This window comes from Rhizobium sp. WCS2018Hpa-16 (genome assembly GCF_031843705.1).
Classification (GTDB): Bacteria; Pseudomonadota; Alphaproteobacteria; order Rhizobiales; family Rhizobiaceae; genus Agrobacterium; species Agrobacterium tumefaciens_C.
The window spans coordinates 356,258-371,849 of record NZ_JAVTIX010000003.1 but is presented as its reverse complement, the minus strand read 5'-3'; the positions used below and the strand labels follow the sequence as shown (position 1 = coordinate 371,849).

General features: G+C 55.3%; 12 protein-coding genes. 6 read left to right on the top strand and 6 right to left on the bottom strand.

Annotated features, from left to right (window positions below; genetic code table 11):
* Positions 1-47 precede the first annotated feature (47 nt).
* Both RQI55_RS12905 and RQI55_RS12900 read left to right on the top strand, forming a co-directional pair.
* A complete protein-coding gene (locus RQI55_RS12905; protein WP_311272904.1) occupies positions 48-1,193 on the top strand; it encodes an efflux RND transporter periplasmic adaptor subunit in 1,146 nt (381 codons plus the stop codon).
* A 9-nt stretch (positions 1,194-1,202) separates the two neighbouring features.
* The gene (locus tag RQI55_RS12900; RefSeq protein WP_311272743.1) at positions 1,203-4,340 is read left to right on the top strand and encodes an efflux RND transporter permease subunit; all 3,138 of its coding nucleotides are present in this window, start codon (positions 1,203-1,205) and stop codon (positions 4,338-4,340) included.
* A gap of 71 nt (positions 4,341-4,411) precedes the next feature.
* Here RQI55_RS12900 and RQI55_RS12895 read toward each other — a convergent pair whose 3' ends face one another.
* From RQI55_RS12895 to RQI55_RS12875, 5 genes are all read right to left on the bottom strand, one after another.
* Positions 4,412-4,732 (bottom strand): hypothetical protein, encoded by a 321-nt coding sequence (locus tag RQI55_RS12895; protein ID WP_042616526.1) that lies wholly within the window; start codon positions 4,730-4,732, stop codon positions 4,412-4,414.
* 131 nt (positions 4,733-4,863) lie between these two features.
* The gene (mutT, locus tag RQI55_RS12890; protein WP_042616527.1) at positions 4,864-5,277 is read right to left on the bottom strand and encodes an 8-oxo-dGTP diphosphatase MutT; all 414 of its coding nucleotides are present in this window, start codon (positions 5,275-5,277) and stop codon (positions 4,864-4,866) included.
* Positions 5,277-6,047 carry an N-acetyltransferase gene (locus RQI55_RS12885; protein ID WP_042616714.1) on the bottom strand — a complete coding sequence of 257 codons (771 nt, stop codon included), beginning with the start codon at positions 6,045-6,047 and terminating at the stop codon, positions 5,277-5,279. Before RQI55_RS12885 ends, mutT begins: the two co-directional genes overlap by 1 nt.
* A gap of 17 nt (positions 6,048-6,064) precedes the next feature.
* Positions 6,065-7,306 (bottom strand): bifunctional glutamate N-acetyltransferase/amino-acid acetyltransferase ArgJ, encoded by a 1,242-nt coding sequence (argJ, locus tag RQI55_RS12880; protein ID WP_311272742.1) that lies wholly within the window; start codon positions 7,304-7,306, stop codon positions 6,065-6,067.
* 75 nt (positions 7,307-7,381) lie between these two features.
* Positions 7,382-8,251 carry a peptidylprolyl isomerase gene (locus RQI55_RS12875; RefSeq protein WP_243257346.1) on the bottom strand — a complete coding sequence of 290 codons (870 nt, stop codon included), beginning with the start codon at positions 8,249-8,251 and terminating at the stop codon, positions 7,382-7,384.
* 240 nt (positions 8,252-8,491) lie between these two features.
* Here RQI55_RS12875 and secA point away from each other — a divergent pair, with 240 nt between their 5' ends.
* The 4 genes from secA (at position 8,492) to RQI55_RS12855 (ending at position 14,721) form a co-directional block, all read left to right on the top strand.
* A complete protein-coding gene (secA, locus tag RQI55_RS12870) occupies positions 8,492-11,203 on the top strand; it encodes a preprotein translocase subunit SecA (RefSeq protein ID WP_311272741.1) in 2,712 nt (903 codons plus the stop codon).
* Positions 11,204-11,257: 54 nt separating this feature from the next.
* Complete coding sequence (locus RQI55_RS12865; protein WP_243257349.1) at positions 11,258-12,139, top strand: glycosyltransferase family 8 protein; 882 nt, start codon at positions 11,258-11,260, stop codon at positions 12,137-12,139.
* Positions 12,140-12,345: 206 nt separating this feature from the next.
* On the top strand, positions 12,346-13,233 hold the full coding sequence (locus tag RQI55_RS12860) for a DMT family transporter (RefSeq protein ID WP_311272740.1): 888 nt from the start codon (positions 12,346-12,348) through the stop codon (positions 13,231-13,233).
* Between the two features lie 207 nt (positions 13,234-13,440).
* The gene (locus RQI55_RS12855; RefSeq protein ID WP_409233725.1) at positions 13,441-14,721 is read left to right on the top strand and encodes a GNAT family N-acetyltransferase; all 1,281 of its coding nucleotides are present in this window, start codon (positions 13,441-13,443) and stop codon (positions 14,719-14,721) included.
* 50 nt (positions 14,722-14,771) lie between these two features.
* On the opposite strand, the gene RQI55_RS12850 is transcribed toward RQI55_RS12855, so the two are convergent.
* The gene (locus RQI55_RS12850) at positions 14,772-15,368 is read right to left on the bottom strand and encodes a hypothetical protein (RefSeq protein WP_311272739.1); all 597 of its coding nucleotides are present in this window, start codon (positions 15,366-15,368) and stop codon (positions 14,772-14,774) included.
* Positions 15,369-15,592: the final 224 nt, after the last annotated feature.

Below are 15,592 nucleotides of genomic sequence, written 5' to 3'. Positions count from 1 at the left end.
AGGACACGACCATGCAAAGCAGAATAACTCTGCCGCGATTTCTACACATGATGACCGCCGCTGTCCTGGCAATGGCGCCGACCACTCTCTTCGCTCAGGAGGGGATGCAAATGCCGCCACCTGCCGTGGGCGTTCTCGAACTGACTGCAAAATCCGTTCCCGTCATCAACGAGCTTCCCGGTCGCGTTGCTGCGACACGGGTTGCAGAAGTGCGCGCAAGGGTTTCCGGGATCTTGCTGGAACGCGTATTTGAACAGGGAGCGATGGTTCAAAAGGATGACGTGCTCTACCGCATTGACCCACGGCTCTTCAAAGTCCGGGTAGCCAGCGCTGAAGCCTCCTTGCAACGCGCAGTGGCGACAAAAAGCAATGCGCGCCAGCAACTTGAGCGTCAAAAGAGCCTGCGCGAACGCAACGTTTCGACCGGCATCGATTTCGATACGGCAGCGGTTAATCTGGCTCAGGCCGATGCCGATGTCGCACTTCAACAGGCGGCTCTCGATGAAGCCCGTATCAACCTCGAATATACCGAGGTTCGTGCACCCATCTCCGGCATTATCGGAGCGGCTCTGGTGACCGAAGGCGCGCTGGTGACGGCAGACGGGACGCAGAACCTAGCCTTGATCCAGCAGATCGACCCAAGCTACGCCGATTTCACCCAGTCCGCACAGGACATGATGGCGCTGAGACGCGCTGTCGAGGCTGGCAAGCTGGCGGGCACCGCGCCGGATCAGGCCAGCGTACGGCTGGTCTTTGATGATGGCTCTGTCTATGCCGATCCTGGCCGACTTCTGTTTTCCAGCGCCAGCGTGGATTCCACCACAGGCCAGGTGACGCAGCGCGCGGAGTTTCCCAATGCCCGCCGTGACCTTTTGCCCGGAATGTATGTTCGGGTCAGAATCGAGCAGGCGGTTCGGGAAAATGCTGTCGTCGTGCCGCAACGGTCCATCGTTCGCGCTGCCGATGGCAAGCCTCTCGTCTATGTGGTCAAGGCCGATGATACCGCAGAGGCAAGGCCCGTCGAACTCGGGCAGGCACTGGAAACGGAATGGGTGGTTGAAAAAGGTCTGAACGCTGGCGACAAAATTGTCGTGGACGGCGCACAGAAGGTTCAACCCGGCGGCAAGATCAAGCCAGAGCCCTGGCAGGCTGAAAAACCAGCTGACGCACCCGCGCAAGCACCGAAGCAGTAAGGTCCACTCATGGCACAGCTCTTTATCAGACGGCCGATCCTTGCCTGGGTCTTTGCGCTGTTCATCTCCATCGCGGGCGTCATTGCGCTCCCCTTCCTCCCCATTGCGCAATATCCAAAGGTTGCGCCACCACAGCTGACGATCTCGACGAACTATCCAGGCGCCTCGCCTCAGGACATCTATCAGGGCGTCACGAGGCTCATCGAGGATGAGTTGAATGGCGTGGATGGATTGATGTATTTCGAGTCCACCTCGGATACATCAGGCCAGGTCTCGATCAACGCAACCTTCGAAGCCGGCACCAACATCAACCAGGCATCGGTTGATGTGCAGAACGCGATCAGGCGCGTCGAGTCCCGACTGCCCTCCGCCGTGACTGCACAGGGTGTTACGGTGGAAGAAGCGTCTTCAGGCTTCCTGCTGTTCATCTCGCTAACCTCGACAGACGGCACCATGGATGAAGTCGCGCTTGGCGACTACATGAACCGCAATGTGCTGGGAGAACTCCGACGGATCGATGGTGTCGGTCGTGCCCAGCTGTTTTCGGCGCAGCGCGCCATGCGCGTGTGGATCGATGCCGACAAGCTCGTTGGCCTCAAACTCACGACGGCAGACATTAACGCTGCCATCACAGCACAGAATGCGCAGGTTGCCGCTGGCCAGATCGGCGCGGCTCCAAACCCGATCAGTCAGGATCTGACAGCCACCGTTCTCGTCAAGGGTCAGCTGACCGACACCGAGCAATTCGGCAACATCGTTCTGCGTGCAAATCCGGATGGCAGCACAGTTCGGTTGAAGGACGTTGCCCGTCTTGAACTGGGCGCGGAAGCCTACAACCAATCCAGCCGTCTGAATGGGCAGGCGAGCGCTGCTGTCGGTATTCAGCTTTCCTCAACGGGCAATGCTGTTGCAACGTCCACGGCTGTGGCGGCAAAGCTGGAAGAACTGTCCCGGTTCTTCCCCGAAGGCGTTGCCTATTCCATCCCTTACGACACAAGCCCCTTCGTCTCAGCATCGATTGAGAAGGTCCTGCACACACTCATCGAAGCGATCATCCTCGTTTTCGTTGTCATGTTCGTCTTCCTGCAGAACTTCAGATACACCGTCATTCCGACGTTGATCGTGCCGGTCGCACTGCTCGGCACCTGTGCGGTGATGTATGTGACGGGGTTCTCCATCAATGTTCTAACGATGTTTGCCATGGTGCTGGCGATCGGTATTCTGGTCGATGATGCCATCGTTGTGGTTGAAAACGTTGAGCGCATCATGGCGGAGGAAGGGCTTCCACCAAAGGAAGCCACCCAGAAAGCCATGAGCCAGATCACCGGCGCCATTCTTGGCATCACGCTGGTGCTCGCCTGCGTGTTCATTCCCATGGCCTTCTTCCCCGGCTCCACCGGCATCATCTACCGTCAGTTCAGCTTGACGATGGTTGTTTCCATTCTGTTTTCAGCTTTCCTGGCGCTGTCGCTCACCCCAGCACTTTGCGCAACGTTCCTGAAACCCATCAAGAAGGGTCACCATGCAAAAGGTGGTCTTGGTGGGTGGTTCAACCGCAAGTTCGATGGCCTGACGAATGGCTATACGAAGGTGGCAACAGGTGGCGCGCGCCGCGCGGGCCGCATGATGGTTATCTATCTGGCACTGGTTGCCGGGCTGGGTTACCTCTTCATCAACCTTCCAAGCGGCTTCGTGCCCGCCGAAGACCAGGGCTTCCTGATCGTTGATATTCAAGGACCGCCTGAGGCCAGCGTAAACCGCACCAACGCATCGATCCAGCAGATCGAGAAGATCTTCCAGGCTGATCCAGCGGTGAAGGATATCATCGCCATTCAGGGCTTCAGCTTCTCCGGCAACGGCGCCAATGCAGCACTGGCCTTCATTACCCTGAAGGACTGGAGTGAACGAGGTGCCGGCAGCTCGGCTCAGGAAATCGCCGACCGCGCCAACATGCAGTTGTTCGGCCTGAAAGATGCGCAGACATTCGCGTTGTCGCCACCGCCTATCGAAGGCTTCGGAACAACAGGTGGATTCTCTTTCCGCCTGCAGGATCGCAACGGCATCGGCCAGGCAGCCCTGTCAGCTGCGGCAGGGGAGCTTATGCAGAAGGCCAGCAAGAGCCCTATTCTTGCGGGCATGCGCATCGAAGGCCTGCCTGACGCGGCCCAGATTATGCTGGTAATAGACCGCGAAAAAGCCAACACCTTCGGCATCACCTTTGCCGATATCAACAACACGATCACGGCCAATCTCGGATCGTCCTATATCAACGACTTTCCGAACGCCGGACGCATGCAGCGCGTTGTCGTGCAGGCGCAGGACCGCGACCGTCTTCAGGTCGAGGATCTGCTGAAACTGAACGTCCGCAATGCCAGCGGTGGCATGGTGCCTCTCAGCTCCTTTGCAATCGCGCAATGGCAAAAGGGCTCTCCACAGATTGTCGGCTACAATGGCTATCCGACCATCCGTATCTCGGGCGAACCTGCGCCCGGCAACTCCACAGGCGTCGCCATCACGGAAATGGAGCGTCTTGCATCTGAACTGCCTGCGGGCATCGGCTATGAATGGACAGGTCAGGCTCTGGAAGAAATCAAATCCGGATCCCAGGCACCATTCCTCTTCAGCCTCAGCATTCTCTTCGTGTTCCTGCTGCTGGCAGGCCTCTATGAGAGCTGGTCCATCCCGCTTGCCGTTATGTTGGTCGTTCCCTTGGGCATCATTGGTTCCGTGCTGGCTGTTCTTCTTCGGGATATGCCCAATGATATCTACTTCAAGGTTGGCCTCATCGCGATCATCGGCCTCTCTGCAAAGAACGCGATCCTGATCGTGGAATTTGCCAAGGACTATTATGCGGAAGGCAAGACGCTGCTCGATTCAGCCGTACAGGCGGCGCGCATCCGCTTCCGGCCGATCATAATGACCTCGCTTGCATTCACACTCGGTGTCGTGCCGCTTGCGATTGCGACCGGCCCAAGTGCGGCAAGTCAGAATGCCATCGGTACCGGCGTTCTGGGGGGAATGATCTCAGCCACGATCCTTGCAGTCTTCTTCGTTCCCGCCTTCTTCGTCTTCGTTCTGAAGCTGATGCGAACGAAAAGACCGGAGGAGAAAGTTACCCCGGAAGACGCAAAGACTTTAGAACCGTAAAAACAAAGACGCCGCAGACCAAAATCTGCGGCGTTTTCATATTCAGTCAGTGGAAGCCAGAATGGCTCCTATCAGCAATCCCGGCCATTTGCATAACCGTCGACAATGCACACCGAGCCGGGCATGGGCTGTGTGACGCTGCGGCGGATGCTGTAGGATTTCTTCGGCTGTTCGACACGGTTTATAGAACCCGTGGAGATCATGTCGAGATTGTCAGGCATCTGAGCGAAACGCGCGGGCGGCATCTTGCCAGCCAACATCGGCGTTACGATCAGAGAAAGGGCGATGGCAACCATACCAAACAACAGAGCGACGTTTAATACACCGATTTTGCGCGATTTTTCAGAATAGGACCGACGGCCCTCCACTGTTTTCCAAAAATCCTCGTTCATATTAGGCCTCGCTACGCGCCATTTACCAATTCTTCAGCCTTTTAATGTGCCAGAGGGTGATAAACGAAAGGTTAATGGCGGCCCGTTTTGAGGCATCGCAGGCGCCTGAAAGCCTTTATTCACTATATTGTTTACAGCAGGTCCTGAAGATAGGGGATGAGCGGCTCATCGGCCGGCGGCATGGGATAATCCCGCAAGGCCTGAGGCTTAACCCATTTTATGGCCTGGCCCTCGGCCCCACGTGGAATGCCTTCAAAGCGGCGGCAAACATATAGCGGCATCAAGAGATGGAATGTCTCATAGGAGTGGCTGGCGAATGTCAGCGGCGCCAGACACGCTATCTTGGTCTTGATAGCGAGTTCTTCTTCCAGTTCGCGAACCAGTGTTTCTTCCGGCGTCTCGCCGTTTTCAACCTTGCCGCCCGGAAATTCCCAAAGGCCAGCAAGCGATTTACCCTCTGGTCTTTGCGCCAGAAGAATACGTCCATCCTGATCGATCAGCGCGCAAGCGGCAACGAGCAGTATCTTCCGGCCTGCCCCCTCCATCACTCAGCCTCTTTGCGCCAGTAGCGATAGGTGTAGGCCGTTTTAAAACCGAATTTTTCATACAGCGCGATGGCAGGGCGATTGGTGGAGACGACCTGAAGCCACGCGGTCGATGCCCCGCTGATACGGGCCCAACGGAGTGCGGAGGTCAGGATTTGTGTGCCGGTTCCCTGCCGCCGCAATGGTGCCGCCACATCCAGCGAAAGAATTCCAGCCAGATCATTATCCTGAACGCAGATCAACGTGGCCTGCGGCTCGCCTTCAATCTCTTCCATCGTGAACAGCCCGAGCGTCGGCTTGATGGAACTAACAATCTCTGCGATCGGTGAGCGCAAGGACGGGTCTACACCGCTGACCTTGAGACTTGCTTCCACAAAGCGCCCAATATCATGGCTTGGAATGTGTGAGACGGTTTCCGGCAATTCCGCATTGGCAATGTCGGCGGTCATCACGTCGACATTTTCAAATACGCTCCAGCCATTATCCGTCAGGTGCTGGCGCAACTGCGGAGGCATCAGCACCGTTTCCCTGATGATGAGCTGGCGTCCGAAATCCTCAAAGCGCTTGCGCGCTTTTTCAAGACGAAGGTCGCAATTGCCGTAGTCGGAAGGATCGAGCGGCACCACGCAGTTGATACGTTTGGACGGATGCGATCCCGTCAGCCTTATCTGCCAGCTGCCATCATAGACAACTGACGATGCAGGCCATGCCCGAAAACTGACTGCTTCCAGACGACGGACCAGAGGTAGGTTGGTGGCGACACTTTGCATACCGGACGTCTCCAACATCAGCTCCGATAGTCGCCATTGATTTCGACATATTCCTTAGTCAGGTCGCAGGTCCAAACGGTGGCGGTGCCGTTCCCAAGACCGATATCAACCTTCACTGGAATATCCTGGTTCTTCATCACGGCGGTGGCTTCTGCCTCAGAGTAGTCAGGGTCGCGTTCTCCATTAACGGCCACGCGCACATGTCCAAACCAGATTGCGAGGCGATCGCGATCCGCCAGCTCGCCGGATTTGCCGACAGCCATCACGACACGACCCCAATTGGCGTCTTCGCCAGCAACGGCTGTTTTGACCAGCGGCGAGTTGGCAATGGAAAGCGCGATGCGCTTGGCAGCCACATCGCTCTCGGCACCGGTCACAGTGATTTCCACCATCTTGCGCGCACCTTCGCCATCACGGACGACTTGCAGCGCCAAATCTTTCAGCAGGTCATTCAGAGCATCGCGGAAGGCGGAAAGCTTAGGATCATTGGCATTGTCGATATGCGTCTGTCCGTCAGCGCGGGCAGCGCCCGTGGCAAACAGCATCAGCGTATCGGATGTTGAGGTGTCACTGTCGACTGTGACCGAATTGAACGTCGGACCAACGCCCGCAGACAAGAGATCCTGCAAAGCAGAAGCCGAAATATCGGCATCCGTCACCACGAAGGACAACATGGTCGCCATGTCGGGCGCAATCATCCCCGCACCCTTCGCTATGCCGTTGATGGTGACTGTGACACCGTCAATTTCGGCGGTGCGAGTCGAAACCTTCGGATAGGTATCGGTTGTCATGATGGCCTTGGCAGCTTCTGTCCAGAAATCGCCCGCGGCATCATTATTCATCTGGCCAAGAACGCCAGCAAACTTGGTGGCGTCAAGCGGCTCACCGATCACGCCTGTCGACGCCAGAAACACTTCGCTTTCCGAGCAACCAACAGCTTCAGCTGCAGATTTCGCCGTCAACTCTGTCGCCGCTCTGCCCTTTACGCCTGTGAAGGCATTGGCGTTTCCGGAATTCACCACCACTGCGCGCGCAACGCCTGCTGGCAGATTAGCGCGGCAAAAATCGACTGGAGCCGACGGGCAACGTGATTTTGTGAAAACACCCGCGACAGCCGCTGGCTCGTCAAACACCATCATCAGAACGTCGGTACGGCCCTTATACTTGATACCTGCAGCCGCCGTTGCCATTCGCACACCGCGCAAAGCGGGCATATCTGGATAGGATTTCGGGGCGAGTGGAGAGACGGCAGCGGACATGGGCAAGAACCTGCATATTTGCAAAAGTTGAAATGAAACAGGGCGGCTCTAAAGCCGCCCCGTCAATTGAGGACATTACTGCTGGGCAGGTGGCTCGGCTGCCTGCTGCTTGCTGGCATCGTCATAGGCCTTGCGCATCGCCGCGTCAGGAATGTCGATCTTCTGCTCGGCCTTGGCCTTTTCAATCAGGGCAACATATTTGTCGCGCATGACAAGCTGACGAACCTGCGCTTCAACCTGCTCATAGGCCGGTGGCGGTGCAACGCGCTTGTCTTCGAGCTTGATCACGTGAAAGCCGAACTGCGACTTGACCGGAGTTTTCGTGTAGGCGCCCTTTTCAAGCGTGAAGGCAGCCTCTTCGAATTCAGGAACCATACGGCCCTTGCCGAACCAGCCGAGATCACCGCCGTCATCCTTGTTGGAATCGGTGGACTTTTCCTTGGCCAGCGCTGCGAAATCCTTGCCAGCGTCCAACTGCTTGATCACATCCTTGGCTTCCTCTTCGGTCGCAACGAGAATGTGGGCAGCCTTGATTTCTTCTTCCTGCGGCAGCGCGGCGACTTCCTTGTCGTAGCGAGCCTTGACCTCTTCATTGGTCACAGCGTCAACAACATGCTTGCGGAAATATGCGTTGTGGAGTTCGCGATCCGTGATGAATGCAAGGCGCTTCTTGAAATCGTCGGTCTTCTCTAGACCTTCGGCTGTGGCGTCCTTCACCAGCAGCTTCACGTCAATCGCGCCGGAAAGGGCCGCAACCTTTTTCTGCTCATCAGGAAGCTGTGCGAGCTGCGGATCAAGATTGCTCATGGCAAGATCCAGTTCAGACTGGCGAATCTCAAGATCGCCAACCTTGGCAACAACGGCATCTTCCTGCGCGAAGGCAGGAAACTGAAGACCGAGCGTCGCCACGATGACAGCCGCTGCAATTCTATTATAGCGCAACATATTAAACCTTTCGGAGACAATGCCGGCTCCAGACGTGGTTTTCCGGCTGAAAAAACTTCCAAACACCGGAATGTGGCCATTCTGTAACGGGCAGAACCGTTGACATCATTTGCCCCCCCTCTTATCTGTCGCTCAACCTCGCGTCCAGATACGTTTGAGGGTCAAGTCTGTCATTTGCACGGAAATGCGAAACCAGATTGCGATGCCTCGGTAAACGGAATTTCAGAAAGGGCCACTAAGATGGTCAGTCTCGGCGGAATAGCCCGCAAGTTGTTCGGTTCGGCAAATGAGCGCCGTGTCCGCTCCTATCGTAGCAACATCACGGCAATAGGTGCACTCGAGGCGGAGATGAAAGCGCTCTCCGATGAGGCACTGGCAGCAAAGACGGTTGAATTCCGTCAGCAGCTGGCCAATGGCAAAACCATTGACGACATCCTCGTTCCGGCTTTCGCCGTGGCACGCGAAGCATCGCGCCGTGTACTCGGCATGCGCCCCTTCGATGTTCAGCTGACCGGCGGCATGATTCTTCATTCCGGCGACATCGCCGAAATGAAAACAGGTGAAGGTAAAACGCTCGTTGCGACCCTTGCCGTGTACCTCAACGCCCTTGAGGGCAAGGGCGTCCACGTCGTGACCGTCAACGACTATCTTGCCCAGCGTGACGCCGCCACCATGGCGCGGCTTTACAATTTCCTAGGCCTCACCACCGGCGTGATCGTTCATGGACTTGACGATGACCAGCGCCGCGAAGCCTATGCCTGCGATATCACTTACGCGACGAATAACGAACTCGGCTTCGATTATCTGCGCGACAACATGAAATACGACAAGCAGCAAATGGTGCAGCGTGGCCACCATTATGCCATCGTCGATGAAGTCGACTCGATTCTTGTCGATGAGGCACGCACGCCTCTGATCATCTCTGGTCCATTGGATGATAGGTCTGATCTCTACAACACGATCAACGCCTTCATTCCGATGCTTTCGCCCGAAGATTACGAAATCGACGAGAAGCAGCGTTCTGCCAACTTCTCCGAAGACGGCACCGAAAAGCTTGAAAACCTGTTGCGTGAAGCAGGTCTTCTCAAGGGCGAATCACTCTACGACATCGAAAACGTGTCGATCGTCCACCACATCAACAATGCGTTGAAGGCCCATAAGCTGTTCCAGCGCGACAAGGATTACATCGTCCGTAACGACGAAATCGTCATCATTGACGAGTTTACCGGCCGCATGATGCCGGGCCGTCGTTATTCGGAAGGTCAGCACCAGGCTCTTGAAGCCAAGGAACAGGTGCAGATTCAGCCTGAAAACCAGACGCTGTCTTCTGTTACCTTCCAGAACTATTTCCGCATGTACAAGAAGCTCGCCGGCATGACCGGTACAGCATCAACGGAAGCGGAAGAGTTCAACAACATCTATAGTCTCGATGTGATCGAGGTTCCGACGAACCTGCCAATCCAGCGTATCGATGAAGACGACGAAGTTTACAGAACGGGTGAAGAAAAGTTCAAGGCCATCATCGAGCAGATCAAGGCCGCACATGAGCGCGACCAGCCGGTTCTTGTTGGTACCACATCGATTGAAAAGTCCGAGCTTCTAGCAACTATGCTGCGCCAGACGGGCTTTGAAAATTTCCAGGTGCTAAACGCTCGTTACCATGAGCAGGAAGCTTACATCGTTTCGCAGGCTGGCGTTCCCGGCGCCGTGACCATCGCTACCAACATGGCTGGCCGCGGTACGGATATTCAGCTGGGCGGCAACGTCGAGATGCGTCTCGACCGCGAGCTTGAAGGCATGGAGCCCGGCGAAGAGCGCGATGCGACCGAAAAACGCATCCGCGAAGAGATAAAAGTCCTCAAAGACAAGGCGCTTGCCGCCGGTGGTCTTTTCGTCATCGCCACAGAGCGCCACGAAAGCCGCCGTATCGACAACCAGCTGCGCGGTCGTTCCGGTCGCCAGGGTGACCCAGGTCGCTCCAAATTCTACCTGTCGCTTCAGGATGACCTGATGCGGATCTTCGGCTCCGATCGTATGGACAGCATGCTGCAAAAGCTGGGCCTTAAGGACGGCGAAGCCATTGTCCATCCCTGGATCAACAAGGCGCTCGAGCGCGCCCAGAAGAAGGTGGAAGCGCGCAACTTTGAAACCCGCAAGAACCTTCTGAAATACGATGACGTCCTCAACGATCAGCGCAAGGTGATCTTCGAGCAGCGCCTGGAGTTGATGGAAGCCGATAATATCGGCGAGACCGCGACGGATATGCGCAACGAAGTCATCGAGGGGCTTGTAACCAAGCATGTCCCTGAGAACGCCTATGCGGAGCAATGGAATATCGTTGGCCTGAAAGCTGGCCTCGAGCAGTCTCTCAACCTTGATCTCCCAGTCGATGAATGGGCGAAAGAGGAAGGCATTGCCGAAGACGATATTTTGCAGCGCATTACCGAAGCAGCAGACAAGGTGATGGCAGAAAAGGCTGAGCGGTTCGGCCCCGAAGTCATGACCTATGTTGAGCGCTCCGTGATCTTGCAGACGATCGACCATTTGTGGCGCGAGCATATTGTCAACCTCGATCACCTTCGCTCCGTCGTCGGTTTCCGTGGTTACGCCCAGCGTGACCCATTGCAGGAATACAAGGCAGAAGCTTTCGAACTATTCCAGGCGCTGCTTGCCAACCTGCGTGAAGCGGTGACGGCACAGTTGATGCGTGTGGAACTCGTCCGTGACCAGCCAGAGCCAGAGCTGCCGGAAATGACACCTCACCATATAGACCCACTCACCGGTGAGGACGAGTTCGGCAACAACCAGCCAGCACCCGTAGCGTTCGTTCCACCAGAGCAGCGCAACCCGGATGACCCGTCCACTTGGGGCAAAATCAGCCGAAATGAGGCCTGCCCTTGCGGTTCCGGTAAGAAGTACAAGCATTGCCACGGGATTTTCGACCAGGCTTAGGCCTGTTCGAAAATATACGAAAATCCTTAAATTATCTTAACCATAGAGCCACAGATGATTATTGCCTGCGCGACAGATAGAAACTACTCTGAACTCGCAGGAGTGTTGGTTAATTCCATTGTCATGAACGGCGACGTTCCTGACGCGAAAATCATCATCTGCGACTTCGACTTGCGCGAAAAAGACAGGGAAAACATCCGAGCCTGTGCGATGGGCAGAGAAGTCGCTTTCATCAAAATTGAAGACGAAGTAAAAGCCAAGCTTTCCTCCTATCGGCGGACCGTATCATGGTCACGTGCCATGTACTGCCGACTCCTTCTTCCTGACCTGATCAGCGACACAGGCCGTATGGTTTATCTGGACAGCGACATGGTGGTGTTGCAAAGCCTGCGGCCGCTTTTCGAAATGCCTATGAATGGCTCTGCCGTTGGTGCGGTACCGGATGCAGGCCGCCCAGACAACATAAAACGTCGTAATCTGCGTCTCAAGCGCGATGAGAATGCCCGATATCTGAATTCAGGGACATTGCTGATCGATCTTGAAAAATGGCGAACCGATAACTTGGGTGAGAAATGCCTTTCCTTTCTCGACCATACCTCAACGGGCTATCCTGATCAGGATGCTCTGAATGTCGCACTTGGCGACTCTTGGGTTGAGATCGAAAGAAAGTGGAATTTCACCGAACTCGTTTCAACTGAGTTTCCTAAAGAGCATTATCTTCAGGCGGCTGTCCTTCATTATACATGGCGCAAACCCAATCTTGCCCATTGCGAACACCCTGCTCGTGACCTCTATCTGGCGCAGCGTCAAAACACACCGTGGAAGAACAAGCCACTGGTCTCGAATACGAAGCGCCGCATGAAGCGTGAGCTGAAAAAGCTGGACGTCCTTTTCGAGAAAATTGTCAAGCGGGCCCGATTGGCATTTTCCCGCTAAGAACATCATATATTGGCGATAGGCCGACCCGATCATGGTCGACCTATCCTCTGTCAATGAAACTGTTGCCAAGTTTTTTCCCGCATTCTTCGACTTTGCCGCAAGCCTGCCGCTTACATACACACTGAACTACACAATTCGTTTGACGTCATCATTGCTCTTTCGTAACCGTGCGCTTCGCATCATCCGTCGCCGGACATAAACATATGAAACCCGCACAACTCGCTGCCTATCTTTTTCTCGCTGTAGCGTGGGGGTTCTCTTTTCTGCTCATCTTGCATGTCGTGGAAGCATTTGGCTGGGTGGGTGCGGTCACATTGCGTTGCTTCATTGCGAGCGCAGCTTTGCTTGTCATGGCCCGGATTTCGAAACGGAAACTTGATTTCAGCGCAGGCTGGCGGGCATTCACGGCTGTGGGAGCTACGACAGTAGCCGGTCAACTCATCGGCCTGTCCTATGGCACGCCCATCATCGGCACAGCGATGGCTGCCATTCTGGTCGCCAGCATCCCGCTGTTTTCCATGCTAATCGGCCAGTTATGGGGTCTTGAAAAAATCTCGCTTCAGAGCCTGCTAGGCATGATTCTCGGCTTCAGCGGCATCGTCGTCCTCGTGGGTTTTCCTGCCGTTCCGATCACATCCGCTTTTTTGGTTGGCTGCCTTGCCGTCATTCTGGGATGTATCTGCGCTGCTTTCGGAAGTAACTATGCCAATCGCCACCTTAAAGGTTCAGGTGCATGGGAGATCACGATCGGCTCGTTTCTTGCTGGTGGCATTTTGACACTGCCATTACTGCTTATTGTTCCAGTGCCGGGCCAACCAAGCTTCTTTGATGTCGCCTATCTTGCTGGATTGGCGGTCTTTATGAGCTCTTTAACCTATGTCACCTATTTTCGGTTGGTATCGCAGATCGGAGCAACGAAAGCCATTAGCGTCGAGTTTGTTGTGACGGTGATTGCCGTCATCATCGGTGCGTCTGTCCTGGATGAACCGATATCAGTCATGCAACTTTTCGGGACCGTCATCATCCTTTCAGGATGCGCACTGGTTCTCGGACTTTATCCAAAACGCAGAGATGCGGTGATCTTGCCTTGAATGAACTAAACATGACGCTTTTCTGAAATAGCTGTTTTACTACCAATACGCACTCAACATTTCCAACGTTTCCATGTATAATTGAAAGACTGAATTCTAAAAATTGGTATTCATCGGTTGCCAGATTGCGACAACGTGCCTAATTAACACGCGGCTTTCAGCAACTAAAATGTCACGGAATGTGTGACAGGGATGGTATAGGCAGGCATGGCAAGCGATCCGAATGATACAGATTTGCGAGACAGCCGTTTCGCCATGCTGCTATCGACACCGCTGCCGGAGCGTCCCGTTGCAGATAGCAGTATCCGTGTTGGCCGCACCGGGCGAGAATTTTGCATTTATCCGGCGCAGCTTGGCTATGATCTCCAGGAAGAACTGGATTTCCTGTCTAACAGGGTCATGGAACCCAATATTTTCTTCACAGGCAAACTTCTGGCGCCGGCGATGCCACGCGTTGATGAGAAGTCAGTCCGCTTCGCTTTGATGCGCGATGAAAATGGTGCACGCAGTCGCATGCGGTTTCTGATGCCTTTTACCGTCGAAAAGCCCGGCTTTTCTGTCGGACCATCGATTTTGCGTGGCTGGGCCAACCCTTTCGGACCGCTCGGTACCCCGCTTGTTGATGCAGAAGGCGCGGCGGAAACCATCGACAATCTTCTCGATGCTTTAGCGCAGCCTGAGCTTCGGTTGCCCGATATCCTCGTTCTGCCTCAGCTTCGGTTAGATGGTGCATTCGTGCGAATGATCAAGGCCATCGCTCTCAGCCGCAACTTGCCGCTGGCGACCGCGGAGCCGCACCAACGGATGATGCTTGAGAGCAAGATCGATGCGGGCCTCTATCTGCAAAACAACCTTCCGGCTTCACACATTGAAACCTTGCGCAACCATTGGCACAAGCTGGGCGCAGGTGGCGTTCTCACGCACGACATCGCCCGCCAATCGCAGGATATTCGCCTGCGGACGGAAGAATTTCTGGCCTTGGAAGCCAGTGGCTCGAAGGGTCGCAGGCGCTCCGCGCTTGCCAGCGACAGATACCGCGCGGCCTTTGCCCGCGAAGCCATTACGAACCTGGCGGAAATTGACGCTGTCCGTATTCACACGCTGAACCTTGACGGTGTTGCCATCGCATCGGCAGTTGTCTTCATGACAATGGGTGAAGCCTATGTCTGGAAACTGGCGGTGAATGAGGATTATCGGCACCACGCCATTGATCAGCTCTTGATGGAGCGACTGACCGAATGGCACCTGGATGATGCCAACATCCTTAAGACAGACAGTTGTGGTGCGGATGAAACCGGAGCGCTGTCCAACTTCTGGTCTGAAAAGGCTGAGATGGGCACGCTGATCATCGGCCTCGCACAAAACAGCGACCGCGACGTGCGACAAGTGGCAGCGCAGGTGCACATGTACCGTAATACCCGCAACCTTGCCAAAGCACTGCGTGAACGCATCATGTCAATTGGCCGTAAATCCGGCAGTGCTGCCTAAATTTCCGGTAAAAAGGGGCGACAATGCACCCCTTTTTATGGAAATTCATGTCAGCGTGACGCTGTCTGAATCATGCGACAAAGTTGCGTCAACGCCGCATCATAGCCCCCGTTCAGAATATCCGCACAACGCTTGACCAGCCTCACCTGCTGCGAGCGTGACATGTTGTTGTAGGATACAATGGCATCCCGCACGGCGCCGGGTGGCATTGTTCCCGGGCTGATAGGCCCAGTAGGCGTTCCGGGGGTGCCAATACCTACGCCAACATTCACGTCTACGCCGGCCTTCCCTCCAACACCGACATTTGCGTTTGTATTGAGGCCCCGGCTGCCACCGACCGATGCATTAACATCCGCGTTCAGGCCGTTGCGTCCCCCGACGCTGGCGCTGGTATTGGCGTTAATGCCACCACGGCCTCCCACCGAGGCGTTGACGTCGGCACCCAAACCGCCGCCGCTTCTTCCGCCCACATCAGCGCCGGCATTGATGCCACCACTTCCTCCAACCGAAGCATTGGCGCTTAGACCGCCTCTGTCATTTCCACCCACACTTGCACTGACGCCGCCGACGCTAACATCCAGCGCAAACGCCTGAAATGGCAGTGTAATGCAGGCGGACACGAATAAAGAACATGCTACTTTTCTCATGGTCTCTCCTCCTCACGTGGGTGCGTTAAACATCGACAGTCCTCTAACCCACTGGAGGGACTAATATATAAGCAATAGCTTTATTTTAGAAGTCTTATATTTAAGTGATGCCTAATATTTGATTGCCAGCATTTCCCCATATGCTTCTGAATGGCACAGAGTGGACCAAGATCCGCGATAGACGAGCTCCCCCTCCCCCGGATGAGAATTCTCCCGGCACTGGC